This window comes from Streptomyces liliifuscus (genome assembly GCF_016598615.1).
Classification (GTDB): domain Bacteria; phylum Actinomycetota; class Actinomycetes; order Streptomycetales; family Streptomycetaceae; genus Streptomyces; species Streptomyces liliifuscus.
On record NZ_CP066831.1, the window covers coordinates 7631610 to 7654178 of the forward strand.

At 70.8% G+C, this 22569-nt stretch carries 24 protein-coding genes; 12 read left to right on the top strand and 12 right to left on the bottom strand.

What is annotated here, in order from left to right; all coding sequences use genetic code 11:
* Positions 1–11: 11 nt before the first annotated feature.
* Entirely contained in the window at positions 12–494 is a 483-nt protein-coding gene (locus tag JEQ17_RS32795) for a nuclear transport factor 2 family protein (protein ID WP_200398621.1), read from the bottom strand.
* Between the two features lie 145 nt (positions 495–639).
* On the opposite strand from JEQ17_RS32795, the gene JEQ17_RS32800 reads away from it, so the two are divergent.
* Positions 640–894 carry an acyl carrier protein gene (locus JEQ17_RS32800; protein ID WP_200398622.1) on the top strand — a complete coding sequence of 85 codons (255 nt, stop codon included), beginning with the start codon at positions 640–642 and terminating at the stop codon, positions 892–894.
* Here JEQ17_RS32800 and JEQ17_RS32805 read toward each other — a convergent pair.
* Positions 876–2144 carry an acyltransferase domain-containing protein gene (locus JEQ17_RS32805; RefSeq protein ID WP_200398623.1) on the bottom strand — a complete coding sequence of 423 codons (1269 nt, stop codon included), beginning with the start codon at positions 2142–2144 and terminating at the stop codon, positions 876–878. The two genes, JEQ17_RS32800 and JEQ17_RS32805, sit on opposite strands and share 19 nt — an antisense overlap.
* Before the next feature lie 176 nt (positions 2145–2320).
* On the opposite strand from JEQ17_RS32805, the gene JEQ17_RS32810 reads away from it, so the two are divergent.
* The 6 genes from JEQ17_RS32810 (at position 2321) to JEQ17_RS32835 (ending at position 7997) form a co-directional block, all read left to right on the top strand.
* Entirely contained in the window at positions 2321–3586 is a 1266-nt protein-coding gene (locus JEQ17_RS32810; RefSeq protein WP_200398624.1) for a beta-ketoacyl-[acyl-carrier-protein] synthase family protein, read from the top strand.
* Positions 3583–4869, top strand: a complete 1287-nt coding sequence (locus JEQ17_RS32815) for a ketosynthase chain-length factor (protein ID WP_200398625.1) — start codon at positions 3583–3585, stop codon at positions 4867–4869. The genes JEQ17_RS32810 and JEQ17_RS32815 overlap by 4 nt, the downstream gene beginning before the upstream one ends.
* A gap of 63 nt (positions 4870–4932) precedes the next feature.
* The gene (locus tag JEQ17_RS32820) at positions 4933–5187 is read left to right on the top strand and encodes a phosphopantetheine-binding protein (RefSeq protein WP_200398626.1); all 255 of its coding nucleotides are present in this window, start codon (positions 4933–4935) and stop codon (positions 5185–5187) included.
* Between the two features lie 18 nt (positions 5188–5205).
* A complete protein-coding gene (locus JEQ17_RS32825) occupies positions 5206–5997 on the top strand; it encodes an SDR family NAD(P)-dependent oxidoreductase (RefSeq protein ID WP_200398627.1) in 792 nt (263 codons plus the stop codon).
* Positions 5998–6054: 57 nt separating this feature from the next.
* A complete protein-coding gene (locus JEQ17_RS32830) occupies positions 6055–7050 on the top strand; it encodes an aromatase/cyclase (protein ID WP_200398628.1) in 996 nt (331 codons plus the stop codon).
* On the top strand, positions 7047–7997 hold the full coding sequence (locus tag JEQ17_RS32835; RefSeq protein ID WP_234048466.1) for an MBL fold metallo-hydrolase: 951 nt from the start codon (positions 7047–7049) through the stop codon (positions 7995–7997). Before JEQ17_RS32830 ends, JEQ17_RS32835 begins: the two co-directional genes overlap by 4 nt.
* A 174-nt stretch (positions 7998–8171) precedes the next feature.
* On the opposite strand, the gene JEQ17_RS32840 is transcribed toward JEQ17_RS32835, so the two are convergent.
* Both JEQ17_RS32840 and JEQ17_RS32845 read right to left on the bottom strand, forming a co-directional pair.
* Positions 8172–9305, bottom strand: a complete 1134-nt coding sequence (locus JEQ17_RS32840) for an acyl-CoA dehydrogenase family protein (protein ID WP_200398629.1) — start codon at positions 9303–9305, stop codon at positions 8172–8174.
* A 254-nt stretch (positions 9306–9559) separates the two neighbouring features.
* A complete protein-coding gene (locus tag JEQ17_RS32845; protein ID WP_234048467.1) occupies positions 9560–10234 on the bottom strand; it encodes a TetR/AcrR family transcriptional regulator in 675 nt (224 codons plus the stop codon).
* Between the two features lie 134 nt (positions 10235–10368).
* Between JEQ17_RS32845 and JEQ17_RS32850 the strand changes: the two genes are divergently transcribed.
* Together JEQ17_RS32850 and JEQ17_RS32855 are read left to right on the top strand one after the other, a co-directional pair.
* Complete coding sequence (locus JEQ17_RS32850) at positions 10369–10836, top strand: nitroreductase/quinone reductase family protein (RefSeq protein ID WP_234048468.1); 468 nt, start codon at positions 10369–10371, stop codon at positions 10834–10836.
* 3 nt (positions 10837–10839) lie between these two features.
* Positions 10840–11904 carry an aldo/keto reductase gene (locus JEQ17_RS32855; protein WP_200398631.1) on the top strand — a complete coding sequence of 355 codons (1065 nt, stop codon included), beginning with the start codon at positions 10840–10842 and terminating at the stop codon, positions 11902–11904.
* A 118-nt stretch (positions 11905–12022) separates the two neighbouring features.
* On the opposite strand, the gene JEQ17_RS32860 is transcribed toward JEQ17_RS32855, so the two are convergent.
* The 5 genes from JEQ17_RS32860 to JEQ17_RS32880 form a co-directional block, all read right to left on the bottom strand.
* A complete protein-coding gene (locus JEQ17_RS32860) occupies positions 12023–12481 on the bottom strand; it encodes a PPOX class F420-dependent oxidoreductase (RefSeq protein WP_200398632.1) in 459 nt (152 codons plus the stop codon).
* Positions 12481–13011, bottom strand: a complete 531-nt coding sequence (locus JEQ17_RS32865) for a lipocalin-like domain-containing protein (RefSeq protein WP_200398633.1) — start codon at positions 13009–13011, stop codon at positions 12481–12483. Before JEQ17_RS32865 ends, JEQ17_RS32860 begins: the two co-directional genes overlap by 1 nt.
* Positions 13008–14087: a DUF6081 family protein gene (locus JEQ17_RS32870; RefSeq protein ID WP_200398634.1), complete on the bottom strand. Its 1080-nt coding sequence runs from the start codon at positions 14085–14087 to the stop codon at positions 13008–13010. The genes JEQ17_RS32865 and JEQ17_RS32870 overlap by 4 nt, the downstream gene beginning before the upstream one ends.
* 83 nt (positions 14088–14170) lie before the next feature.
* On the bottom strand, positions 14171–14854 hold the full coding sequence (locus JEQ17_RS32875; protein WP_200398635.1) for an HAD family hydrolase: 684 nt from the start codon (positions 14852–14854) through the stop codon (positions 14171–14173).
* Entirely contained in the window at positions 14851–15771 is a 921-nt protein-coding gene (locus JEQ17_RS32880) for a pseudouridine-5'-phosphate glycosidase (protein WP_200398636.1), read from the bottom strand. Before JEQ17_RS32880 ends, JEQ17_RS32875 begins: the two co-directional genes overlap by 4 nt.
* 190 nt (positions 15772–15961) lie before the next feature.
* Between JEQ17_RS32880 and JEQ17_RS32885 the strand changes: the two genes are divergently transcribed.
* Positions 15962–17020, top strand: coding sequence for a DUF6081 family protein (locus JEQ17_RS32885; protein ID WP_234048469.1), 1059 nt, complete (start codon positions 15962–15964; stop codon positions 17018–17020).
* Between the two features lie 123 nt (positions 17021–17143).
* Here the strand turns inward: JEQ17_RS32885 and JEQ17_RS32890 are convergent, their stop codons facing one another.
* The 3 genes from JEQ17_RS32890 to JEQ17_RS32900 all read right to left on the bottom strand — a co-directional run bounded on the left by JEQ17_RS32890 (position 17144) and on the right by JEQ17_RS32900 (position 20581).
* The gene (locus tag JEQ17_RS32890) at positions 17144–17959 is read right to left on the bottom strand and encodes an AfsR/SARP family transcriptional regulator (protein ID WP_200398638.1); all 816 of its coding nucleotides are present in this window, start codon (positions 17957–17959) and stop codon (positions 17144–17146) included.
* Positions 17960–18307: 348 nt separating this feature from the next.
* Positions 18308–18865: a hypothetical protein gene (locus JEQ17_RS32895; RefSeq protein WP_200398639.1), complete on the bottom strand. Its 558-nt coding sequence runs from the start codon at positions 18863–18865 to the stop codon at positions 18308–18310.
* A gap of 183 nt (positions 18866–19048) precedes the next feature.
* On the bottom strand, positions 19049–20581 hold the full coding sequence (locus JEQ17_RS32900; protein WP_200398640.1) for an MFS transporter: 1533 nt from the start codon (positions 20579–20581) through the stop codon (positions 19049–19051).
* Between the two features lie 91 nt (positions 20582–20672).
* Between JEQ17_RS32900 and JEQ17_RS32905 the strand changes: the two genes are divergently transcribed.
* Complete coding sequence (locus JEQ17_RS32905) at positions 20673–21173, top strand: MarR family winged helix-turn-helix transcriptional regulator (RefSeq protein WP_200398641.1); 501 nt, start codon at positions 20673–20675, stop codon at positions 21171–21173.
* A 150-nt stretch (positions 21174–21323) separates the two neighbouring features.
* Complete coding sequence (locus tag JEQ17_RS32910; protein ID WP_200398642.1) at positions 21324–22568, top strand: sensor histidine kinase; 1245 nt, start codon at positions 21324–21326, stop codon at positions 22566–22568.
* The last annotated feature ends 1 nt before the right edge of the window (position 22569 follow it).

Sequence of the window (22569 nt, forward strand, 5' to 3'; positions counted from 1 at the left end):
ACCACACGTGCTCAGCCCTGCGTCCGGGCGCGCACCACGAGGTCGTCCCGCTCGATGACCCGGGACCGGCTGCGCAGCACACCGGACACCCGGACCAGGGTGTCCCGGACGAAGCAGGTCGGCTCCACCAGGACGGCACCCTGCGCGGAAGTGACCGTGACCGTCGCGTAGTAGCTGGTGGACACCGTGCCGTCGTCGGCCTCCTCGACCGTCATCATGTCGAACCAGTGCCGGGGCTGTGCGCCGTCGAACCTGCCCGCCGCCGCCCGCGCGCCCGCCTCGATCGCCTCGGGGCCGGTCAGTACGGTGCCGCCCGCGAGACGGAACTCCGCCTCCGCGACGAACGTGGCGGCGAAACCGCCGAAGTCGTCCCCGTCCATGCGGTGCATCTGCCGGGCGTAGAACTGTGTCACCTCCACGTACAGCTCGGGGGAGGGGAACTTGGGAGCGTTCGTCGTCGTCGCGTCAGTGGTCGTCGTCTCGTCAGTCGTCATGGTGGCGATGCTGAGGGCGCCTACTGGAGCCGGGATCGAGCGGCGGCGGAGCCGACGGCGTCCCTCCCGCCGTCCCTCCTTGCGCCCCGCCTGCCGTCGAGCCGGTCTCCAGCACCTGTCGAGTGCGACCGCACAGAGTTGCGGCATGGCTGAATTCACCATCACCGAGTTCCAGAGCGTCGTGAACGACTGCTTCGACGGAGCCACCAGTGAGGAGATCAAGGATTCCACGCTGCACACCGAGTTCACCGACCTCGGTTTCGACTCGCTCACCGTGTACGAGATCGTGACCCGCATCCAGGACGACTTCAAGGTCAGCGTGCCCGACGAACAGCTCGACGAACTCACCACCCCCGCCGCCCTCATCCAGTACGTCCAAGGTCAGCTCACCGCTGTGTGATCCCGCTGTTCCCCCAGCCGGTGCAACGCCTCGGCGAAGACCCTCGCGTCGGCCGGGCCACCGGCGTCCCGGCCGACGGCCAGCAGGGGGACCACCTCGCTGGCGCCGTCCCGCACCGCGGGGTGGTGCCGGGCGGGGGCGCTCAGGCTCCGGTCCGCGGAGCCGTCGAGCAGCAGCAGCCCCGGCCGCCTCCCCAAGGTGTCCAGCAGTTCCCGCAGGGCCGGCCAGTACCGCACCGGGGCGGCCAACTGCCCGCCCCAGAAGTGCGGATCCCGTGCTTGCGCCGCGGTCAACGCGACCCCGGTGCGGGTCGACACCACGGTGCCGGCGGCCGCCGCCCTGGGAGCACGCGGTCCGAAACCCGCCAGCGCCTCACCGAAGCGCAGCGCGGCCCCTTCCATGGCAGGGCTGTGGAATGCGTGCCCCGAGCGCAGCGTGCGCACCAGGATCCCGCGGTCCCGCAGCCGTTGCTCGACGGCGGCCAGCGCCTCCCGGGGGCCCGCAAGCACCGTCTGCCGCGGCCCGTTGACGGCGGCGACCGCCACCCCACCGCCGAAACCGCCGGGTTCTGCGGCGGTGACGGCCAACCCGTCGCCGGAAGCGCCGGGTTCTGCGGCGGTGACGGCCAACCCGTCGCCGAAACCGCCGGGTTCCGCGGCGGCGACCGCCAACCCCTCACCGGAACCGCCGAGTTCCGCGGCGACGACCACCCCGCCGGCGGAACCCTCAAGCTCTCCATAGCCCCCGAGCTCTCCGGGGCTCCCAAGCTCGCCGTAACCCCCGAGCTCTCCGGTCAGCTCCTCCACCGGCATCGCCACCGCGAGCATCCCGCCGTGCCCCGCACCCGTACCCGTACCCGTATCCGTCCCCTCCAGCGCCCGGGAGCGCGCCGCGGCCAGCGCGCCGATGTCCGCCGGGTCGAAGACGCCCACCAGGCAGGCCGCCGCCAGCTCGCCCACGCTGTGGCCGAGCAGCAGCGCGGGAGGTTCCGCCGCCGTGCCCACCGCACGTCCCAGGGCGTGGCCCACAGCGAGCAGCAGCGGCTGCGCCACCGCCGACTCGTCCAGTTCCGGGTTGGGCGCGGGGCGCAGCCACGCCGACCGCAGCCGTTCCCCCGTCGTGCCGAGCCGGCCGAAGAACTCGTCCATGGGCGCGGTGAACTCCTCCCGCGCGCCGTACAGTCCGGCGGCCATGCGTTCCCGCTGCGCACCCTGTCCGGGCAGCAGCAGCACACTTCGACGGCGCTCCACGGGACCTCCCTCACCTCGGCCCCCGGCACCTCCGGCGGGCGGGCCGAGCCTGTCCGACCCGTCTCGACCTGGAGTGGACCACCGCTGGACCGGCGAGACGGGGCCGCCAGTCGAATTCGAGCCGTGGTCAAGGGGTTGCGCCGACAGTCGAAGACAGCCGAACGAGGGGCAGGACAGTGAACCGAAGTGTCGCAATCACCGGGATAGGCGTTGTCGCGCCGGGTGGGGTGGGCAAGAAGGCGTTCTGGGATCTCCTGGTCTCGGGCCGTACCGCCACCCGCACCATCTCCTTCTTCGACCCCTCCCGCTTCCGCTCCCAGGTCGCCGCCGAAGTCGACTTCGATCCGCAGCGGTCCGGGCTCAGCCCGCGGGAGGCGAGGCGGCTGGACCGGGCCGCACAGTTCGCCGTCGTCAGCGCCAAGGAGTGCATGGCGGACAGCGGCCTCGAATTCGTGGAACTCGATCCGCACCGCACCGGGGTGAGCGTCGGCAGCGCGGTCGGCGGCACCACCGGACTGGAACGCGAGTACCTCGTCCTCAGCGACAGCGGCCGGCTGTGGGAGGTGGACAGCGACTATGTCTCGCCCCACCTCTTCGACGCCTTCGTGCCCAGTTCCCTGGCGGCCGAGGTGGCCTGGACCGTGGGCGCCGAAGGGCCCGCCACGGTCGTCTCCACCGGCTGCACCTCCGGTCTTGACTCCGTGGGCTACGCGCGTGACCTCATCGCCGAGGGCACCGTCGACGTCATGATCGCCGGGGCGGCCGACACCCCGATCTCGCCGATCGCCGTCTCCTGCTTCGACGCGATCAAGGCCACCACGCCCCGCAACGACGACCCCGAGCACGCCTCCCGGCCCTTCGACCGCACCCGCAACGGCTTCGTACTCGCCGAGGGCGCCGCGATGTTCGTCCTGGAGGAGCTGGAGCACGCCCGGGCCCGGGGCGCGCATGTCTACGGGGTGATCGGCGGCTATGCCACCCGCTGCAACGCGTACCACATGACGGGTCTGCGGCCGGACGGCCACGAGATGGCCGAGGCCATCCGGCACTCACTGGACCAGGCGCGGCTCAACCCCGATCTCGTCGACTACGTCAACGCGCACGGTTCGGGCACCAAGCAGAACGACCGGCACGAGACGGCCGCCTTCAAGGAGACCCTCGGGCAGCACGCCTACGAGGTGCCGATCAGCTCCATCAAGTCCATGGTCGGGCACTCACTGGGCGCCATCGGTTCCATCGAGATCGCCGCCTGCGCGCTGGCCATGGAGAACGGCGCCGTTCCCCCCACGGCCAACCTTCACGAGCCCGATCCCGAATGCGACCTGGACTACGTACCGAACGAGGCCCGGGAGCACGGCGTGGACGCCGTCCTCAGCGTGGGCAGCGGCTTCGGCGGCTTCCAGTCCGCCATGGTCATCACCCGAGAGGAAACCACGCGATGACACTGGCCACTCCCGAAGCCCAGGAGACCCCTGAGCGCACCGGGCGGCCGACCGCCGTCATCACCGGCATCGGCGTCGCCGCCCCCAACGGCCTGGGCACCGAGCAGTGGTGGCAGTCCACACTGAGCGGCACGAGCGGCATCGGGCCGGTCGTCGACTACGACGCCTCCCGCTACCCGTCCCGGCTGGTCGGACGGATCGCGGGGTTCGAGGCTGCCGAGCACATCCCGGGACGGCTGCTGCCGCAGACCGACCGGGTGACCCGGCTGGCCCTCGTCGCGGGAGCCGAGGCACTGGCCGACGCCGACGCCAACCCCGCCGAACTGGCGGAACAGGACGGATACGGCGAGTACGGCTGCGGCGTGGTCACCTCCAACGCCACCGGTGGATTCGAGTTCACCCACCGGGAGATCCGCAAGCTGTGGACCCAGGGCCCGCAGCAGGTCAGCGTCTACGAGTCCTTCGCCTGGTTCTACGCGGTCAACACCGGCCAGCTCTCCATCCGCCACAAACTGCGCGGACCCAGTGGCGTCCTCGTCTCCGAACAGGCGGGCGGCCTCGATGCCATCGGCCAGTCCCGCCGTACGCTCGGGCAGGGCGTCAAGCTCTCGCTGACCGGCGGCATGGACTCCTCCCTCGACCCCTGGGGGCTGGTCTCCCACCTCGCGAGCGGCCGGCTCTCCCGCTCCGACGACCCCGCCACCGCCTACCTGCCCTTCGACACCCGCGCCGCCGGTCAAGTGCCGGGCGAGGGGGGCGCGATGCTCGTACTCGAGGAGGAGACGGCGGCTCGCGCGCGCGGCGCCCGGGTGTACGGCGAGATCGCCGGGTACGCGGCCACCTTCTCGCCCCGGCCGGGCTCCGGACGGCCTCCCGGTCTCGAACGCGCCGCACGGCTCGCCCTCGCCGACGGCGGGCTGGGCGTCGAGGACGTGGACGTGGTCTTCGCCGACGCCGCGGGACTGCCCACCGCCGACGACGAAGAGGCCGCGGCACTGCGCGCACTCTTCGGCCCCTACGGTGTGCCGGTCACCGCCCCCAAGACCCTCACCGGCCGGCTGTTCGGCGGCGGGGCCCCGCTCGACGTGGCCGCTGCCCTGCTCGCCCTGCGCGACGGTGTCATCCCGCCCACCACGGGCATCGACCGCCCCGTTCCCGAGCACCGGCTCGACCTGGTGCGCGCCACACCCCGCCAGGCGCCGCTGCGCACCGCACTGGTGCTGGCGCGGGGCCACGGCGGCTTCAACGCCGCGGTCGTGGTCCGTTCACCCGAGACCGCCTGACCTCACCCCACCTGGAACCTCACCCCCACCCCCATCCGATTCCGTATGCGAGGAGTTCATCTCATGACCATCACCCTCGACGACCTGGTCCTCGTGCTCACCGAGTGCGCCGGCGCCGACGACGACGTCACGCTCAACGGCCAGAACCTGGACCTGCCCTTCACCGACCTCGGCTACGACTCGCTGGCGCTGCTGGAGACGGCGGCCCTGATGAAGCACCGGTTCGGGGTCGAGCTCACCGACGAGGAGGTCACCGGGATAGAGACGCCCCGGGAGTTCCTCGACCGGGTCAACCACGCTGCGGCCCAGGCCGCCTGAGAGAACGGGCCCGACACCATGGAGCAGGAACAGGCCCCCCGGGGCACTGCCGTCGTCACCGGAGCGACCCGGGGCATCGGACGGTCCGTCGCGGCCTCCCTGGGCGCGCTCGGACACCCCGTCTACCTCTGCGCCCGGGACGAGGAAGCCCTCACCCAGACCGTCAAGGAGCTCCAGGAGAGCGGTGTGACGGCCGACGGAACCGTGTGCGACGTGACCTCGGCGGACAGTGTGCAGCGGTTCGTCCAGGCCGCCGTCGACCGGTTCGGTCCCGTGGAGGTCCTGGTGAACAACGCCGGGCGCAGCGGCGGCGGCGTCACCGCGGAGATCCCCGACGAGCTCTGGTTCGACGTCATCAACACCAACCTCAACAGCGTCTTCCTGGTCACCAAGCAGGTGCTGACCACCGGCCGGATGCGTGAGCTGAAGCGCGCCAGGATCGTCAGCATCGCCTCCACGGGCGGCAAGCAGGGCGTCGTGTTCGGGGCTCCCTACTCGGCCTCCAAGCACGGCGTGGTCGGGTTCACCAAGGCCCTCGGTCTTGAGCTGGCCAAGAGCGGAATCACCGTCAACGCGGTCTGCCCCGGCTATGTGGAGACGCCCATGGCGGGCAACGTGCGCCAGCACTACGCCCGTATCTGGAACACCACCGAGGACGAGGTCCTGGAGCGGTTCAACGCCAAGATCCCCCTCGGCCGCTACACCGACCCCGACGAGGTCGCCGCCATGGTGGCGTATCTGGTCTCGGACGCGGCGGCGGCCGTCACCGCGCAGGCGATCAACGTCTGCGGCGGTCTCGGAAACTACTGAGCCGCCCCGCACATCACTGAGATCTCGCACATCACTGAGATTGAGGAGAACGACCGCGTGGACACGGAGACGCACGAGAGGACCGCGGACAGCCCCACCCGCAGCGCCGAGCACGTGACCGAGCTGGCCGCGTCGGCCCGCCGCGCCTACGCGCTCATCGAGGACGTCGGCCGCTGGCCGCTGCTCTTCGCGCCCTGCATCTGGTCCCAGGAACTGGAACGCACCGGCGACATCCAGCGCATCAGGCTCTGGGCGGTGGTCGGCAACGGGGTGCGCAGCTGGACCTCGCGGCGGGTGCTCGACCCGGCGGGCAACCGGATCGACTTCGCACAGGAGACCCCGGCCGCGCCGCTCACGGAGATGTCGGGCCACTGGCGGTTCCAGGACGCCTCGCCGGGCAGCCCCGGGCGGCTGGAATTGGGGCACCGGTGGACGACCGAAGGCGATCCGGGCGCGGCCGACCGCATCGCCGCCGCGCTGGACTCCAACAGCACCGTCGAGATCGGGGCGCTCCGGTCCTGGGCGGAACGCCCCGAGGAGCCGGACGAGTTGATCCTGACCTTCAGCGACGACGAGCTCATAGCCGCGCCGGCCGCGGAGGTCTACGACTTCCTGTACCGCGCCGATCTGTGGCCGGAGCGGCTGCCGCACGTGGCCGGGCTCGACCTGGAGACAGTCCCGGCGGAGGCCGCCACCGCGGGCGCGGAGGTGCAGACGATGGACATGGAGACCTCCGCCGCGGACGGCAGCAAGCACACCACCCAGTCGGTGCGGCTGTGCTTCGAGGGCGAGCGGATCGTCTACAAGCAGACCACCCCGCCGCGCGGACTGCTGGCCCACTCCGGGGAGTGGCTCTTCAGCAGCGGTCCCGAGGGCACCCTGGTCACCGCCCGGCACACGGTGGCCCTTGATCCTGCCGCGGTGGAGAGCGTCTTCGGACCGGGCACCACCATCGCCGAGGCACTCGTCAAGGCCCGGGACATCATCGGCGCCAACAGCCGGGGCACCCTTCGGACGGCCCGGAGCCATCTCGGTCAGGGGGCCGCCGAGTGAGTGGTCGTACTGTGACCGGGGCCCGGACCGCCACCCCGGGAAGGCTGGAAGAGCTGGCGGACGGTGTGTTCGCGTACATCCAGCCCGACGGCGGCTGGTGCGTCAGCAACGCGGGCATCCTGCTGGAACCGGGGCGGGGCGGTGGACCCGTCCTGGTCGACACGGCCGCCACCCAGGGGCGGGCCCGCGCCATGCGGACCGCCCTCGCCGGGCTCACGCCCGAGTCCCCGCGGTTGATCGTCAACACCCACTTCCACGGCGACCACACCTTCGGCAACGCCGTACTGGCGGGCCCGGGCACCGTCGTCGTCGCGCACGAGCGCACCCGTACGGAGATGGCGGCAGCCGGACTCGGTCTGACCGCGCTGTGGCCCGACGTCGAGTGGGGCGGCATCGAGTTGATGCTGCCCGACCTGACGTACCGCCAGGGGCTCACCCTCCACCAGGGGGAGCGCCGGATCGAGCTGATCCATCCGGGCCCCGCGCACACCACCAACGACACGCTGGTGTGGCTGCCCGAGGAGCGCGTGCTGTTCGCCGGCGACGTGGTGCTTCCCGGCTGTACGCCGTTCGTGCTGATGGGATCCGTCGCGGGTTCCCTCGCCACCCTGGAACTCCTGCGGAAGCTGGACCCGCGGACCGTCGTCGGCGGCCACGGCCCCGTCAGCGGCCCCGAGGCGCTGACACAGACCGAGGAGTACTTCCACTGGCTGACGGAGCTTGCCGCCAAGGGCAGGGCGGCGGGGCTCACCCCCCTCCAGCTCGCCCGCGAGACGGGGCCCGGTCCGTACGGCGACCTGCGCGATCCCGAGCGGTTGGTGGCCAACCTGCACCGGGCCTACTCGGAACTGGCCGGCGAAGAACTCGGCAGCGCCCTCGACGTCGTGTCGGTCTTCGGCGAGATGGTCGAGTACAACGGCGGTGTACTTCCCCTCTCACACGCCTGAGAGCCGTCTTCTCTCCCACGTCTGAGAGCCGTCCTGGCAGCACAACTCGGCGCGGCGGTGGTGGAGTTCACCACCGCCGCGCCGGCGTGCCCCACATCCCGCCTGAACTGCCGTGACAGAGCCGGCCGGCCCCGTCTCCCGGGGCCGGCCGGCTCTGTCCGTGCTCCGTGGCCGCTACCGCGCGGCTGCCGGACCGCCGGTCTCCGTGGTCCACAGGCGTCCCTCGGCGTAGGCGAGCGCCGCCGATTCGAACTGGAGGGCCACGTGGGTGGCCGAGGTGTTGACGTCCCGCCAGTAACGCTGCAGCGGGGCGCTCTCCCCGTAGCCCGTGGTGCCGCCGTTCGCCGCGAGCCGGTTGACCGCGGAGGCCAGCATCCGCACCGACAGGGCGGTGTCGCGCAGATTGCGCCGGGTCTGCTCGGGAGTCACCTCAGCGCCCAGGTCGGCGACTTGCGCGCACCGCTCCAGCAGCAGTCGCGCGGCGTCCGTCTCCCCGGCCGAGTGGGCCAGCACACCGGCGAGCGCCTCGCGGCTGGGGCCCGGCGCCTGGGGCCGCAGGACCGCGCTGCGCGCCTTGACCACCGCGTACGCCGACCACTGGGCGAGCGCGCCCTCGGCGGCTCCCAGCAGCGGCCCGGCGAACGAGAGACCGTTGGCAGCTTCCAGCGGCACGGTGTGACAGGGCGCCGTGGACGCCGTGGGGCGGCCCGTCAGCAGGTCGGCGCGGGCGAAGGAGCGCCGCTCGGGAACGAACACACCGGAGGCGACCACCGTGTGGCTGCCGGTGGCCCGCATACCGACGCTCTCCCAGCTCTCCACGACCTCCACCTCGTCCCGGGGAACCGCGAAGACCCGGGGCCCGGCCCCGTCGGGCAGCGTGGCGCACAGCAGCAGCCAGTCCGCGTACGCCACGGCGCTGATGTAGGGCCAGCGCCCGGACACCGTCCAGCCGCCGGCCGCGGGGGCGGCCTGTCCGAAGGGGGAGAGGGAGCCGACGACGAGCGCGTCGGGCCCCTGCGCCCACACCTCCCGGTAGCCCTCGGCGGGCAGATACGCCGCCATCCGGCCCAGGTTGGCGGCCAGCGAGGCGCACCAGGCGGTGGCGGGACAGGCGGCGCCGACCCGCGCCACCGCCTCGGTGAGTTCCGCGAAGGTGCCCTCGGCGCCGCCGCACTCCCGGGGTACGAAGTGCCGGGCGAAGCCGGCCTCGACCAGCAGTTTGACCACGTCGGGGTCGAGCTTGCGGGCCTCCTCGGCCCCTCGCGCGGATTCGGCGGCCTGTTGGGCCAGTTCCTCGGTGTCCAGCATCCTTGCGCCTCCCATGGACCGCGTCGTGCGGGGAAGCAGCCGTGGGCATGGACGTCGCGCTCTAGGGCGTGTTGCGAAAGTCCCGCCTGCCTGGCGACGCCTGGCACGCACTCTCGCCGCACCGGGCGGAAGGCCAAGTACGTCCAGTACGAGGCCTTCCGCCCGGCACGCCGAGAGCACGCACCAGACGCCGCCAGGCCCGTCCTCCGGACGGACGGCGGGACTTTCGCAACACGCCCTAGGCGGCCATGCCGTCAGCGGCGTGCGTTCGCGCACCCGTCGTCCGCCACGGTCCCGGCCTCCGCTGGAAGGCGGCTGGAGGTCGGCTCGACAGCGGCCGTCGTCACCGCTCCCGGCTCCAGCGTGCTGCGCAGGAGCTGGTCGAAGCCGGCCTTGATGCGCTCCGGCGAGAAGCCCCTGACCCGGCTCTGGTGGTCGATCAGGCTGGGCGCGAAGGGGGCCAGCAGCGCGTCCGCCAGAAAGTCCGCGTCGGCGTCCGGGCGCAGCTCGGCGATCAGCCGGCCGGCATGCGCGTGCTGGAAGTCGTAGGAGGCACTGAGGTAGCGCGCGGGCGGCGAACTGGACTCGGCGAGCAGCAGCAGTTCCCGCTGCCCGACGGAGAGGTCGACGAGCGCGTGCAGGAAGGCACGCAGCCGGTCGGCGGCGTCGGCCTGCGGCCCCAAGGGGGGCGGGCCCTCCACCACCCGGGCGCGGAACAGCTGATGCTGTTCCTCCAGGAGGGCGAAGACCAGTCCGGCGCGGTCGCCGAAGCGGCGGTAGACCGTGCCCACGCCCACGTCCGCCACCCGGGCCACCTCGTCGAGGGAGAGCCGCTCCGCTGCTCCGGCGGCCACCAGACGGGCGGCCGCGGCCAGGATCTTCTGTCGGTTGCGCACCGCGTCGGCGCGTTCGGATGGGGCTGCGGCCATGGCCGTGAGCATAGTTCGCCCTTCTCCAGTGGCGTACGAGGTCGTTGCTTGCGATACGGAAGTCTCTCCGCTTAGGCTCGGCGCGCGTATCGATATGGAGAAACCTCCGTTTGTCTCGCCGAGAGGAAGTCCCCGTGGCTGCTGACCAGTTCGACCCCGCGCCCACCACCCCCGCCGAAGGAGACCCGGGCAGTTACAACCTCCCGGTCATGCAGGAGTTCCGGCAGAACGGCGGCAAGGTCGGCGGCCCCTTCGAGGGCGGTTCGCTCATCCTGCTCACCACCAAGGGGGCGAAGTCCGGCGTGGTGCGTACGGTGCCCACGCTCTTCTTCGCCCAGGCCGACGGCAGCCTGCTGATATTCGGCAGCAACGGCGGCGCGGACACCCACCCCGCCTGGTTCCACAACATCAAGGTGAATCCCCGGGTGACCGTCGAGACCGGTGAGGAGACCTACTCGGCCGTCGCGACCGAGGTGCCGGCCGGGAGCGAGGAGCGCGACCGCCTCTTCGCCGAGGCCGCCGCCGAGGTGCAGGCCTTCGCCGCCTACCAGGCCCAGACCGAGCGGAAGATCCCCCTGGTCATACTGAGCCGGAAGGACTGAGCCGTGCGCTACACGCTTCTCGGCAGGACCGGGGTCCGGATCTCCCGGCTGGCGCTGGGCACCATGACCTTCGGCGACGACTGGAAACTCCCCGAGGCGACGCGCGCGCGGATCTTCGACCAGTACGCCGAGGCCGGCGGCAACTTCATCGACACGGCCGACGAGTACGGCGACGGATCGGCGGAGACGACGCTCGGCAAGCTGCTCGCCGGGCGCCGTGACCAGTTCGTCCTCAGCACCAAGTACACGATGCAGACGCGGCCGGGTGACCTGAACTCCGCGGGCAACCACCGGAAGAACCTGGTGCGTTCCCTGGAGGCGAGCCTGCGCCGGCTCGGCACCGACCACCTGGACATGCTGTGGGTGCACGCCCGCGACACCCTCACCCCGGTGCCCGAGGTGATGCGGGCGCTGGACGACCAGGTGCGCGCGGGCAAGGTGCTCTACGTCGGTGTGTCGGACTGGCCCGCGTGGGAGGTGGCCCAGGCCAACACCCTGGCCGAACTGCGTGACTGGTCGCCCTTCGCGGGACTGCAGATCAGGTACAACCTGCTGGAGCGCACCGTCGAGCGTGAACTCCTCCCGATGGCCCACGCCTTCGACCTGCCGGTGTTCGCCTGGGGCCCGCTGGCCGACGGGCGGCTCACCGGCAAGTACCTGCGGTCCGAGGAGGGCCGGCTGGACCACGTGGCCTGGGGGCAGGGCGGCACAGGACCCGGCGACGACGTAGTGGAGGAGACCGTACGGGTCGCCGAGGCCGCCGGAGTCAGCCCCGCCCAGGTGGCGCTGGCCTGGCTGCTGTCCCGGCCCGGAAACGTGGTGCCGATCCTCGGCGCCACGAAGCCCGAGCAGCTCGCCGACAACCTGGGCGCCGTCGAAGCCGTGCTGGAGGACGACTGGCTGGCGGGCCTGGAACGGGTCAGCCGTGTGGAGCCGGGCTTCCCGCACGACTTCCTGCGCTTCCCGGCCATGCGGGACGCCATCTACGGCGACCGCTGGCAGCAGGTCGACGACCTGCGGACGACCGCGCGACGGGTACCGGCCGACGACCGGTACGGGGCGGCCTGAGCGCTCTACCGGAAGTGCGGTGCCTGAACCAACAGTGCGGCGGAGAGAACAGTGCGGCGGAGCGGCCAACCGGCCCGCTCCGCCGCACTGTTGTGTCACCGCACAGGCCCCGGGAGGGCTACGCGTCCTTCACGTTCACGGTCTCCGACAGATTCACCTTGGCGACGATCTGCTCCACCTTCACCCGGACCACGACGCCGTTGGGGATGGTGAACCGCTCGGAGAACTCCTCCTCGCGCCGCTTGCCGTGGTACCGGCCACCGATCCGGGCGGTCCAGGCGCGCAGTTCGTCGATGTCCTCGCTGAGCGTCGCCCGCCCGCGCACCAGCACGAACGAGAACGGCGGACGCTCGTCGTCCCACAGCATCGCGATCCTGCCGTCCCGCTGCAGGGAGCGGCCCTTCACGCTGTCCTTCTGGCACGTGTAGATGATGTCGTCGCCGTCCATGATGACTCCCACCGGGACGACATGGGGACTGCCGTCCTTGCGGACCACCGAGGCCTTCGCGGTCCTGGGCGGATCGGCCATGATGAACTCCCGCCACCAACCCTCGGGCGCGTCCACGTAGTTGGGCATCAGTGCGTCTCCTTCTCCTGCTGTTCCGCCGTCTCGTCGGACGCCGTGCTGTCGGACTCTGTGCTGTCGAACCCTGAGTTGTCGGACGCCGTGCTGCCGGATCCCGTGCTGTCGCCCGCGATGCGGTCGCCCGCGATGCCGTCGGGCCTCGCGCGCCGCCAGGTGAGCACGCGTTCCGGCGCGCGACCCCCCACCGGTGTCACGGCCGTGCCGCGCAGCGACAGCGTTTCGCCGTCGAGCGTGACGCGGCGTATCTGTTCGGTGCCCGCCATCCGCGGATGGGCGCTGACCTGGACCCGGTGCGTCATCCGGTCCCCGGCCAGCCGCCACTGCCCCGAATAGCCCATGTAGGTCTCCAGGGCCGGGGCCTCACCGGTCTTCATCATGCTCACCGCGACATGACCGTCCGCGGTGTAGATCAGCAGCCCGGCCGGCGCCTCGCCCAACGGCCCCGCCACCGTGCCCCCGTCCTCGCCCACCTCCGTGTACGAGGCCAGCCGCCACACTCCGACGACCTCCTCAGGCGTCACCGCGAGCGCCTGCTGGTCACGCGGTAGGAGCCGAGCCGCACGGCCGCGCCCTGTCCGAAGAGCCGCCCGGCGTCGGTGCTGTCCTCGTCTGCGAAGGTCTGCTCCTGCGGCGCACCGACCGAGGGCCGGTAGTACGTGGTGTGCTTGCGCGCGGAGAGCCGTACGAGGCCCTTGTCGGTGGGCCAGGACGCGTCCAGCAGGGTCAGCAGGCCCAGCCCGGCGTTGAGCTGCCGCGGCTTGACCAGTGTCTCCTCGCCGCCCTCGTCCAGGGTCGCGGTGGACCGGTCGAGCCGGTGCCCGATGCGGTCCACCCGGAAGTGCTCCTCGCCGTCGATCAGCCAGCGCACCACCCCGGCCGCGCGGTCGTAGGCGATGCCGAAGTCGTGGCTGTCGCCGGGCCGCCGCGCCACCAGCGGCACGGTGTGCGCGAACGAGGCGTAGTCGCCCAACTGGCCGCGCAGGAAGGTGGGGCGCCCGTACCAGGCGTAGATCCGCTTGTTGGTGACCACGAAGTCGAAGGAGACGGAGGTCTCCGGGTCGGTGGTCAGCATCATCGCGGAGGACAACCGCAGATCGTCCTCCGGATCCCGCACCGCGTCCCCGAAGGGGTGGCCCGCGGTGCCGTAGGTCCGGCCGGAGAGCCGCGTCTCGAAGAGGAGCTCGTAGCCCTCGTGGGCGTCGAAACCAGGGTGGCCGCTGGAAGCGGTGTGACTGGTGTACGCGATGAACTTGGCATGGTCCCCGGAGCCGGGCATGCCGACCGGGTTCTCGGCGGGGATGGTCTGCGTGAACGCCGGCTCCCCGGTCACGGGGTGACTGCCGCGTGCCCGCACGGACAGTTCACCCCGGCGGGTGGTGACGATGCCGTCGTCGGCACGGTAGGGGCCGCCCGCCACGTGGAACCACCGGGCGCCCTCGCCCTCGGTGCGGAACCCCTCGGCGAAGTCGTCCCAGACCATCCGGTAACCACGGTTGCCCGGTTTGGCGGTGGAGGTCCCCGGCGTCGTCATGACGGTGCCCAGTGCCGCGGCGGCGAGCAGCAGGCCGTGCCGGGAGACGAACGTTCTGCGCGGCATCGGAACCGCTCCTTTCCTCGGGGTGTCCAGGGGTGCGTCTGTGCTTGTGCCTGTACGCGGGGTGCGGGGCGTGCGGGGCGCGTTCACCGGTGTCCGTCCAGTACGGCGGTGACCGCCGCGGGGAAGGAGTCCACGACCGTGTCCGCTCCCGCCCGCATCAGTTCGTCGGGGCCGGACACGCCGTACGAGACACCGATCACCGTCATGCCGGCGGCGCGCCCCATCTCGGCGTCGGGCACCCCGTCACCGATCACCACGCAGTGCTCCGGCGCGATCCCGAGCCCCTTGGCGACATGCAGGGCCATGTCGGGGTGCGGCTTGCCGCGCTCGACACTGTCGTCGCCCGCGATGACCGTCAGCCGGGTGTCCAGACCGGTGAGTTCGGCGATGGCGCGCGCGGCCTTCTCGACCTTCGAGGTCGCCATGGCCAGCCGGAAACCGGCGGCGGACAGCCGGTCCAACCCGTCGAGGACCCCGGGATACAGCAGCCGCGGGCCGGCCGCCCGCACATGCGCGCCGAACCGCCGCCCGTACTCCTCGGTCGCCTCGGCCACCCGCGGGTCCTCCACGGGAACGCCCAGCAGCCCGGCGAGAGAGGCGGGCAGCGGCCGACCGACCGTGGAGAGGATCGCCCCTCGGGACACCGCCGTGCCCATCGCCGCCAGGACCTCGGCGGTGATGGTGGCGATGGCGGCGGGGGTGTCCGCGAGCGTGCCGTCGAGGTCGAGGATCACCCCACGGTCCACCGCGGCGGTGGCGCCGGTCACCGCTCCGCCTGTACGGCGCTCAGGGCGGCGGAGAACTCTCCCGCGACCCGGGCGGTGCTGAGCAGCAGGGAGCGGCCGGCCTTGGGCAGCATGCCGCCGGAGGCCCTGGCGAGCGCCTTCATCAGGTACGGGCTGACCGCGTTGCCGACGATGCCCTCCTGGTCGCACTGGGCGAGGGCCTCGGTGATGGCGGCCTCGACGACCGCCTCGTCCACCGCGTCCTGCTCGTCGATGGGAGTGGTGAGCAGCACCGTGCCGGGTCCGTTGACCTGCCAGTGCGCCTCGGCGGCGCGCGCGGCGGTGTGCAGATCGTCCATGCGGGTCACGGGCACGTCGGCCTCGCGCACCACGAAGGCCGCGAGCCTGTCGGTGCGGTACCCGTACACGGGGACACCGGCCGTCTCCAGGTACTCGGCGGTCAGCCGGTGATCCAGGATGCTCTTCGCGCCGCCGGAGACCACGGTCATCTTCGTCCGGCGGAACTGGAGCAGGTCGGGGGAGATGTCGAGGGTGTCCTCGCCCCTGCGGTGCACACCGCCGATGCCCGCCGTGGTGAAGACCTGGATGCCGGCCCGCTCGGCGATCACGATGGTGCCGGCCACCGTCGTCGCCCCGAGGCCGCCGCCGGCCAGCGCGCCGCCGATGTCCCGCGCGCTGATCTTCGGAATGCCCTTGGTGGAGGCGAAGCGTTCGATGAGGGAGTCGGTCAGACCGACGACGAGCTTCCCGCCGGCGATCCCGATGGTGGCGGGTACGGCCCCGGCGCCCCGTACCGCCTTCTCGATCAGTGAGGCGGTCTCGGACGAGGGGTCGGTGGTGATGAGCGAGGACTCCAGCGCCACCACCGGACGCCGTTCCGCGAGCGCGGCGGCGATCTCGTCGCTGACCTCTAGCAGCTGGTCGGGCTGTCGTTCCATGTCCGGGGTGTCCTTCCTGAGGTGCGGGAACTGACTCGCCAGGCCACCCTCCCCGCCCCCGCTGGAGCCCCGGTCGAGGAGCTGTCGAAGCTCCGGCCGCAGCGGTCCTCAAGAGAAACTCCGGTGCCTTCCGGCACGGTCGCGGAACCGGAAACCGCTGAAACAGGGGGTAGTTGTGGCAAGGGGAACGATGAGACACAAGGTTGCGTACGCCGTGGTGGCCGCGGCGGCCGTGGTGGCGCTCCTGCCCGCCACCGCGCAGTCCGCGCCGACGGAATCGCAGGCACGGCCGGGCGGCGGGACCGTCCTGTTCCAGGACACCTACGGCAACGGCTTCACCACCGGCGAGAACGGCAACTGGCTGCTCCAGGGCGATGCGGAGTGGCCGACCGGGGACGCCGTCGTCACCACGCCGGGCGGCGTGCTCAACGTGGTGCCCACCGGCGTCAACCCGAAGACGGGCGACCCGGCCTACGCGCGCAGCACGGGACCGGACGGCGGCGCGGACTCGGACGACCACATCAAGTGGATCGCCTTCCCCAACCGGTTCACCGCCGAGAACGTCCCGGGCTTCGAGGTGCCGGACACCGGCTCCATCAGCTGCGTGCACAAGGTGGCGGGCCGGACCTTCGGCACCGAGAACCCGTTCGGGAGCACCGTCAAGGACCCGGCCTCCGACATCAGGCTCGCCTCGATCGCGCTGATCACCGCCGACTTCGAGTCCCGGGCGATCGCCGACTTCTCGGTCACGAACGACACCGTCTACGCCATCTACGAGCGCCTGCCGAGCGACACGGAGGACTACGCCTCGTACGGCTACGCGATCCCGCTGGCCAGGACGGAGCCGGGGGCGATGCACGAACTGGAGGTCCGGCTGGACCAGAGCGGCAAGCGAGTGACCTGGTTCGTGGACGGCCGGCAGAAGCTCCAGACCGACAAGATCGGCACGCGCGCCTTCGACCGCAAGTACATGACGCTCGACCACGGCGGCAAGGAGGAGCGGGTCGAGCTCGACCAGATGACCTGCGGCATGGGGCTGGGCAGTCTGCTGGACGGGGCCAAGCCGGGCGCGGCCGACGGCGGGGCGCTGGTGCGGCTCAAGCACAAGGACGGCTTCTACTTCGATCCGCGGCGCGGCGAGCCGGTGGAGCAGAAGTTCCTCGACCCCGACAGCAAGGTCGAGAACCGGCTCTTCGGCCAGGGCTCCGAGATCAGGGCGGACTGGACGAAGGTGATCCGCAGGCCCTGACCCGGGGAGCGGATCACCTGACACGACGAGCGGGGCCGTCAGTACTGCGACGGCCCCGCTCGTCGTGCGCGCGACCGGTTCTCACCGGCGCGCAGGGTTCAACACCCTGCTTCGAACCGCGCGTTACCGCAGTTCGAGGGCGAGATCGCGCTCCACATAGGTGCTTCGCGGTTTGTCCAGGCCTCCGCCCAGGACCTGCTGGTGCAGCCGCTGTATCCGGTCGGACGGCTCGACGCCCAGTTCGCCGACGAGCGCCGAGCGCAGTTGCTGATAGACGTCCAGGGCTCGCCAGGTATGTCCGGAACGGCACAGGGCGATCATCAGCTGCGCATGGAAGCTCTCGTGCATCGGATGCTGGGCGACCAGCATCCGCAGCTCACCGAGGAGTTCGGCGTGCCTGCCGAGCCGCAGATCGGCCTCGATCCGCAGTTCGAGCGCCCGCGCCCTGGCCTCCTCGATGCCGAGGATCTCGGTGTCCAGGACATGCCCCGTCGGTACGTCGATGAGGGCCGAGCCGTGCCACAGGCTCAGAGCCCGGCCGAGCACGTCGGCGGCCAGGCCGGCCTCGCCCCTCTCCAGTGCGGCGCTCCCCTCAGCCGTGAGCCGTTGGAACGTTCCGACATCGCTGCTGTGCACCGGTTCGGACAACAGGTATCCGCCGAACCGCGTGGACAGTACGTCCTTCGCCGTCGGTCGTCGGACGTCCGGCCGGGCTGCGCTGATCCTGCGGCGGAGTTGAAGGATGTAGGTCTGCAAGGTGGTCTGTGCGCTCCGGGGTATTCGGTCACCCCAGATCTCCTCCATGAGAACCGGTACGGGAACGATCCGTCCGGCTCGCAGTGCGAGGAGTGCCAGAATCTGCCGAGGCTTGCCCGCGCTAGGCACGATCGATGTGCCGTCCAGACGGATGTCGAGCGGTCCCAAAACTTCGATTTCCATATCCAGGCCCCCTGTCGGAAAATTCCAATTGGGAGCCTCGCAGAGGACTTCGGATCGACATAGTGAATCCGCCATGGCTGTGCCTATGAATTCCTCATACCCGGCGGGGGTGATCGGCACGGGGAGAAAAGGTGGGGCGAGAACAAGCCAATATTGTGCGACGCCGTGCAGGGCGACACACCCAGGGGATGTGAATTCTGGCACACCCCCGGTGGGGCGGGCAACCTTATGTAACGCGCATTTATCGACCTGTTGGCCGGAATGTAAAAGCCCCGGCCCGGGAGACGGGTGCGGGGCTTTCTGCGGCGCTCGGTGCGGTTCAGGGCCGGCGCGGGCGCCGTGCGCGGTTCAGGACCGGCGGCAGTCCACATGGCTGATCTGTTTCCACGGCTGGCCCTCGAAGCGGATGAAGGCGTCGTCGGTGAACCGGTCCTGGTTGACCACCCGGAACTCGTCCTTGCTGTCCGCGTGTCCGCCGGGCGTGATGTACGGACCCTGGAAGCGCAGCATGCCGCGCTTCCAGCCGGCGGAGGACGCGGTTCCGGTGTTGCCCCAGGTGTCCCAGTAGAAGGAGGTGTACTGGTTGTCGATCGTGTTCAGGCCGAACACCCAACGCCCCTCGAAGGCGGGGCTCTTGAGGTGCATCTCGTAGAACTTGCCCTCCAGGGTCTTCTTGGTGTCCCAGTTGAGGGTGACCGTGGTGGGCTCTTCGAGGGTGAGGTCGGTGTACGCGCAGGTGTAGTCGCCGAGCAGGAAGTCGAGTTCCGTCATGGAGACCGCCTTCGCCGACCCTCTGGCGTCCTGCTGGGCCCCGGCGGGCGCCGAGCCGATCAGCGGGAGCACGAGCACGCCGACGAGTGTCGCGAGGCCGCCCCGGGCGAGGCGCCGCGAAGATGTGGAGAGCATGGGCACGTTCCTTTCCTGAAGGTCCCGAGGTCCCGAAGGCCCTCGGGGTTTCGGAGGTCCTGTGCCGCACACTGTGGTCCGTGATGATCGAGGATCGGTCGAGGGAATCCGGGGCGGACATGCCGGTGCCCCCGCCGCGATCGATCGCGGCGGGGGCACCCCTGACGAGGGCGGGGGTCCCTCTCAGGGGGCGACGCGCGCCTTCGTCCCGGCCTCTGGGGGCAGGGCCGTGCCGGCGGCGGCCGTCGCGTGGTGGTGGTCGGAGTCGGTATCGTCCGCGTCGACGTCGCTCACGTCGACCCGTCCCGGCGGCAGTACGAGGGCGAGCAGTCCGGCCAGTGTGTAGAGGCCGACGACTGTCAGTAGGCCGACGACCGCCGAGTCGGTGGGCGAGTGCCGGTCCTCCAGCAGCGTGAAGTAGACGGTGCCCACGATCGCGACACCGGTGGCCACGCCGATCTGGATGGACGTGTTGATCAGCGAGGACGCGGCGCCCGAGGAGGACTTGGGCATCTGGGCCAGCACGATGGTGAGCAGCGTCCCCGCGACCATGGCGAGGCCGATACCGGAGACGATCATGCCGGGTGCCAGGTGCCACCACTCCAGCGAGCCCGACCAGTGGTCGACGGTCCAGGTGATGACCCCCATGCCCACGGCCATGACCGCGCAGCCGAGGAGCACCACCCGGCGTCCGAGCGGCATCAGTTGAGGGGCCACGGCCGAGCCGATGCCCACACCCACGGTGAACGTCACCAGCGCCACCGCGGTGCGGATGGGGGAGTACCCCTCGCCCGTCTGGAGGTGGACCGTGAGGACCAGTTGGTAGGCCATTCCGCAGAAGAACAGGATGGCGACGAGCAGGCCGCCGAGCGAGCTGCGGTGGTGCAGCAGCGCCGGGTCGATGATCGGTGACTCGCCGCGGGCGATCACTTGGTGCTCGTAGCGGATGAACAGCCACAGGATCACCGGGCAGGCGATCATCAGGGCGAAGGTCCACCAGGGCCAGTCCAGTTCGCGTCCCTGTACGAGCGGGAAGAGCAGGCTGATCAGGCCCACGGTCGCGATCAGGGTGCCGCGGATGTCGAAGCTCTCCCGGGTCTCCACGCGCGACTCGCGGGTGAGGATGGCGGCGGCGACCAGCGCGGCCAGTCCGACGGGAACGTTGACGTAGAAGACCGGCCGCCATCCCAGGCCGAAGAGGTCGGCCTCCAGCAGGACGCCGCCCAGCAGGGGGCCGCCGATGCCGCCGACGGCCAGCGACATGCCGTACAGGGACATCGCCTTCGGGCGCTCGGACTTGGGGAAGTCCACCTGGAGCATCGCCAGGACCTGCGGCACCATCAGCGCGGCCGCGGCGCCCTGGAGGATCCGGGAGGCGATGAGCATCTCCGGGTTGGCCGCCGCGCCCGCCAGCGCCGAGGTGACGACGAAGGCGCCGAGACCGATGAGGTAGATCCGCCGGCGTCCGAGCTGGTCGCCGAGGCGGGCACCGGTGATCATGGCGGCGGCGAAGGCCAGTGTGTACCCCGCCACCGACCATTCCAGCTGGGCGGAGGAGGCGTCCAGGTCCTCCTGGACGGCGGGCAGGGCCACGTTGAGAACGGTGTTGTCCACCATGTCCATGAACACCGCGAACAGGGTGACGGCCAGCGTCGCCCAGCGCTTCGGGCTGTACTGCGCCGGGGGCGCCGTATCAGCTTGTTCTTCCACCGTCATGGGACGGCCCTTCCGGTAGGCTCGGGAGCAGTAAGGGAAGCAAGACAAATCTGTTTTGCTTTCAAAGCAAAGCTATTGCGGGGGCTGTGTCATGTCAAGCGATGGTCGGCAGGGGGCAGGGCTGAGCGTCGACAACGGGGTCCGGACGCTCCTGCTCCTCATGCCGCGTGTCGTCGCACGAACCAAGCGCACGCCGGTGCCTCAGCAGTTGGAGGAGTACAACCTCGCTCCGCGCCATCTGTCCCTGCTGGCCTACCTGTTCTTCGACGGGCCGCTCGCTGTCAGCGAGCTGGCCACCCGGCTGGAGTTGGTCCCGGCCACGGTCAGCCTGCTCGTCGGGGAGCTGAACCGGTACGGGGTGGTGGACCGCAAGGAGGACGAGGCCGACCGTCGCCGCAAGATCGTCAGCATCGCCGAGCCGTACCGGGAAGCGGTGCGCAGCTGGCTGGAGAACGGCGTGAACGCCTGGCGGGCAGCACTCGAACCACTGAGCCCGGCCGAACGGCAGACCTTCATCGACACCCTGCGCGTGTACGAGCGTGAGCTCATGGGCGCGCAGGAGCGACAGGCGGTCGCTGCCACCGCAGACTGATCGACGTCCGCAGGCGCGCGCCGTGGCGTGCCTCTCGCGGAAACGGCCCGCCGAAGGGCGGGCCGGCCACATCCGTGATGTGACGGTTGTTCGCACGCCCTCGTGAACGACTGCGGGGGTCGGTCCATGTATGCGCAGGGGGAAAGCTACGTGGTCTACGCAAAGAATCGACTCCACGACTACGACTACGACAACCACTACGAATCCGATGACCGTGAATCGGGAATCGGTGTGGAATTAGGCGCGACCGGGCTGAGACTGGCCCTGTTCATCACTGGCGCGGTCCAGTTGGGCTATGCGCTGATGGCAATCCTGAATCTGCTGAAATGGCACCACGAGTCCTTGAGTCTCGTGGGCGCCGTGCTGATACTGATCGCATTCTTCGGGCTGCAGCTATTTCACTGCAATCCCTATGCCGTTCATCTCAGGGCCAGAGTCGGACCCTGGACGCTGGTGCTGCAGGCCGCGCTGGCCTATACGCCGTTCCCCATGTTCGGCGTGCTGTGGGGCGGCTTCGGCGGATTTCTCTCGGGGGCCGTGCTGGTCGTGCTCCGGGGCTCGCCGCTCGCCTGGGTCCTCTTCGTCCTCAACGCCTCCGCCGTGCTCGCGCTCGCCCTCTCCACGTTCGCCCTCGCCGCGTCGGCCTATCTGACGCTCGCCACCGTCGTCATCGGGCTGATGGTCTACGGGCTGACCCGGCTGAGCGACATCGTCGTCGACCAGTACCGGCTGCGTCATCGGACGGCCTGGGCCGCGGTCTCCGGGGAGCGGCTCCGCTTCGCCCGCGACCTGCACGACCTGCTCGGCTACAGCCTCTCCGCCATCACGCTGAAAAGTGAACTGACGCTGCGGAAGGTGGGAGTCGACGACGAGCGCGCCCGCAAGGAACTGGTCGAGACGCTGAACATCGCACGGCAGGCGCTGGCCGACGTCCGGGCCGTCGCCCGTGGCTCCCGGAACATGTCCGTCACGGCGGAGCTGCGCTCGGTGTCCGGAGTGCTCAACGCGGCGGACGTGGAGACCACCATCGAGGGCGAGCCCGGCGACATCGACCCGGGCGCCGGCTCGATACTGGCCATAGTGCTCAGGGAGGCCGTCACCAACCTGCTGCGCCACAGCGCGGCCAGACACTGCCGCATCGAGTTCGGCGAGGCCGACGGACAGCTGTGGCTGGCGATCTCCAACGACGGTGTCGAGGCCGGGGCGTCACGCACCGAGGCCGGCCGCCGCAGCGGTGGCCTCGACAATCTCGCCGACCGGCTGAGTGCCGTCGGCGGCGGGCTGACCGTCACCACCGAGTGGGGCTGGTTCCATCTGCGCGCCGCACTCCCGGCCGGGCCCGCCGGACCTCCGGCCCGTACCGGGCGACAGCCCACACATCACCATGCGTGCTGAC

Bases quoted from the DNA above. Each gene is read 5' to 3' on its own strand.
- JEQ17_RS32795 (WP_200398621.1), bottom strand. From the start codon at position 494: ATGACGACTGACGAGACGACGACCACTGACGCGACGACGACGAACGCT.
- JEQ17_RS32800 (WP_200398622.1), top strand. From the start codon at position 640: ATGGCTGAATTCACCATCACCGAGTTCCAGAGCGTCGTGAACGACTGC.
- JEQ17_RS32815 (WP_200398625.1), top strand. From the start codon at position 3,583: ATGACACTGGCCACTCCCGAAGCCCAGGAGACCCCTGAGCGCACCGGG.
- JEQ17_RS32820 (WP_200398626.1), top strand. From the start codon at position 4,933: ATGACCATCACCCTCGACGACCTGGTCCTCGTGCTCACCGAGTGCGCC.
- JEQ17_RS32825 (WP_200398627.1), top strand. From the start codon at position 5,206: ATGGAGCAGGAACAGGCCCCCCGGGGCACTGCCGTCGTCACCGGAGCG.
- JEQ17_RS32840 (WP_200398629.1), bottom strand. From the start codon at position 9,305: ATGCTGGACACCGAGGAACTGGCCCAACAGGCCGCCGAATCCGCGCGA.
- JEQ17_RS32845 (WP_234048467.1), bottom strand. From the start codon at position 10,234: ATGGCCGCAGCCCCATCCGAACGCGCCGACGCGGTGCGCAACCGACAG.
- JEQ17_RS32860 (WP_200398632.1), bottom strand. From the start codon at position 12,481: ATGCCCAACTACGTGGACGCGCCCGAGGGTTGGTGGCGGGAGTTCATC.
- JEQ17_RS32870 (WP_200398634.1), bottom strand. From the start codon at position 14,087: ATGCCGCGCAGAACGTTCGTCTCCCGGCACGGCCTGCTGCTCGCCGCC.
- JEQ17_RS32880 (WP_200398636.1), bottom strand. From the start codon at position 15,771: ATGGAACGACAGCCCGACCAGCTGCTAGAGGTCAGCGACGAGATCGCC.
- JEQ17_RS32885 (WP_234048469.1), top strand. From the start codon at position 15,962: ATGAGACACAAGGTTGCGTACGCCGTGGTGGCCGCGGCGGCCGTGGTG.
- JEQ17_RS32890 (WP_200398638.1), bottom strand. From the start codon at position 17,959: ATGGAAATCGAAGTTTTGGGACCGCTCGACATCCGTCTGGACGGCACA.
- JEQ17_RS32895 (WP_200398639.1), bottom strand. From the start codon at position 18,865: ATGCTCTCCACATCTTCGCGGCGCCTCGCCCGGGGCGGCCTCGCGACA.
- JEQ17_RS32900 (WP_200398640.1), bottom strand. From the start codon at position 20,581: ATGACGGTGGAAGAACAAGCTGATACGGCGCCCCCGGCGCAGTACAGC.
- JEQ17_RS32905 (WP_200398641.1), top strand. From the start codon at position 20,673: ATGTCAAGCGATGGTCGGCAGGGGGCAGGGCTGAGCGTCGACAACGGG.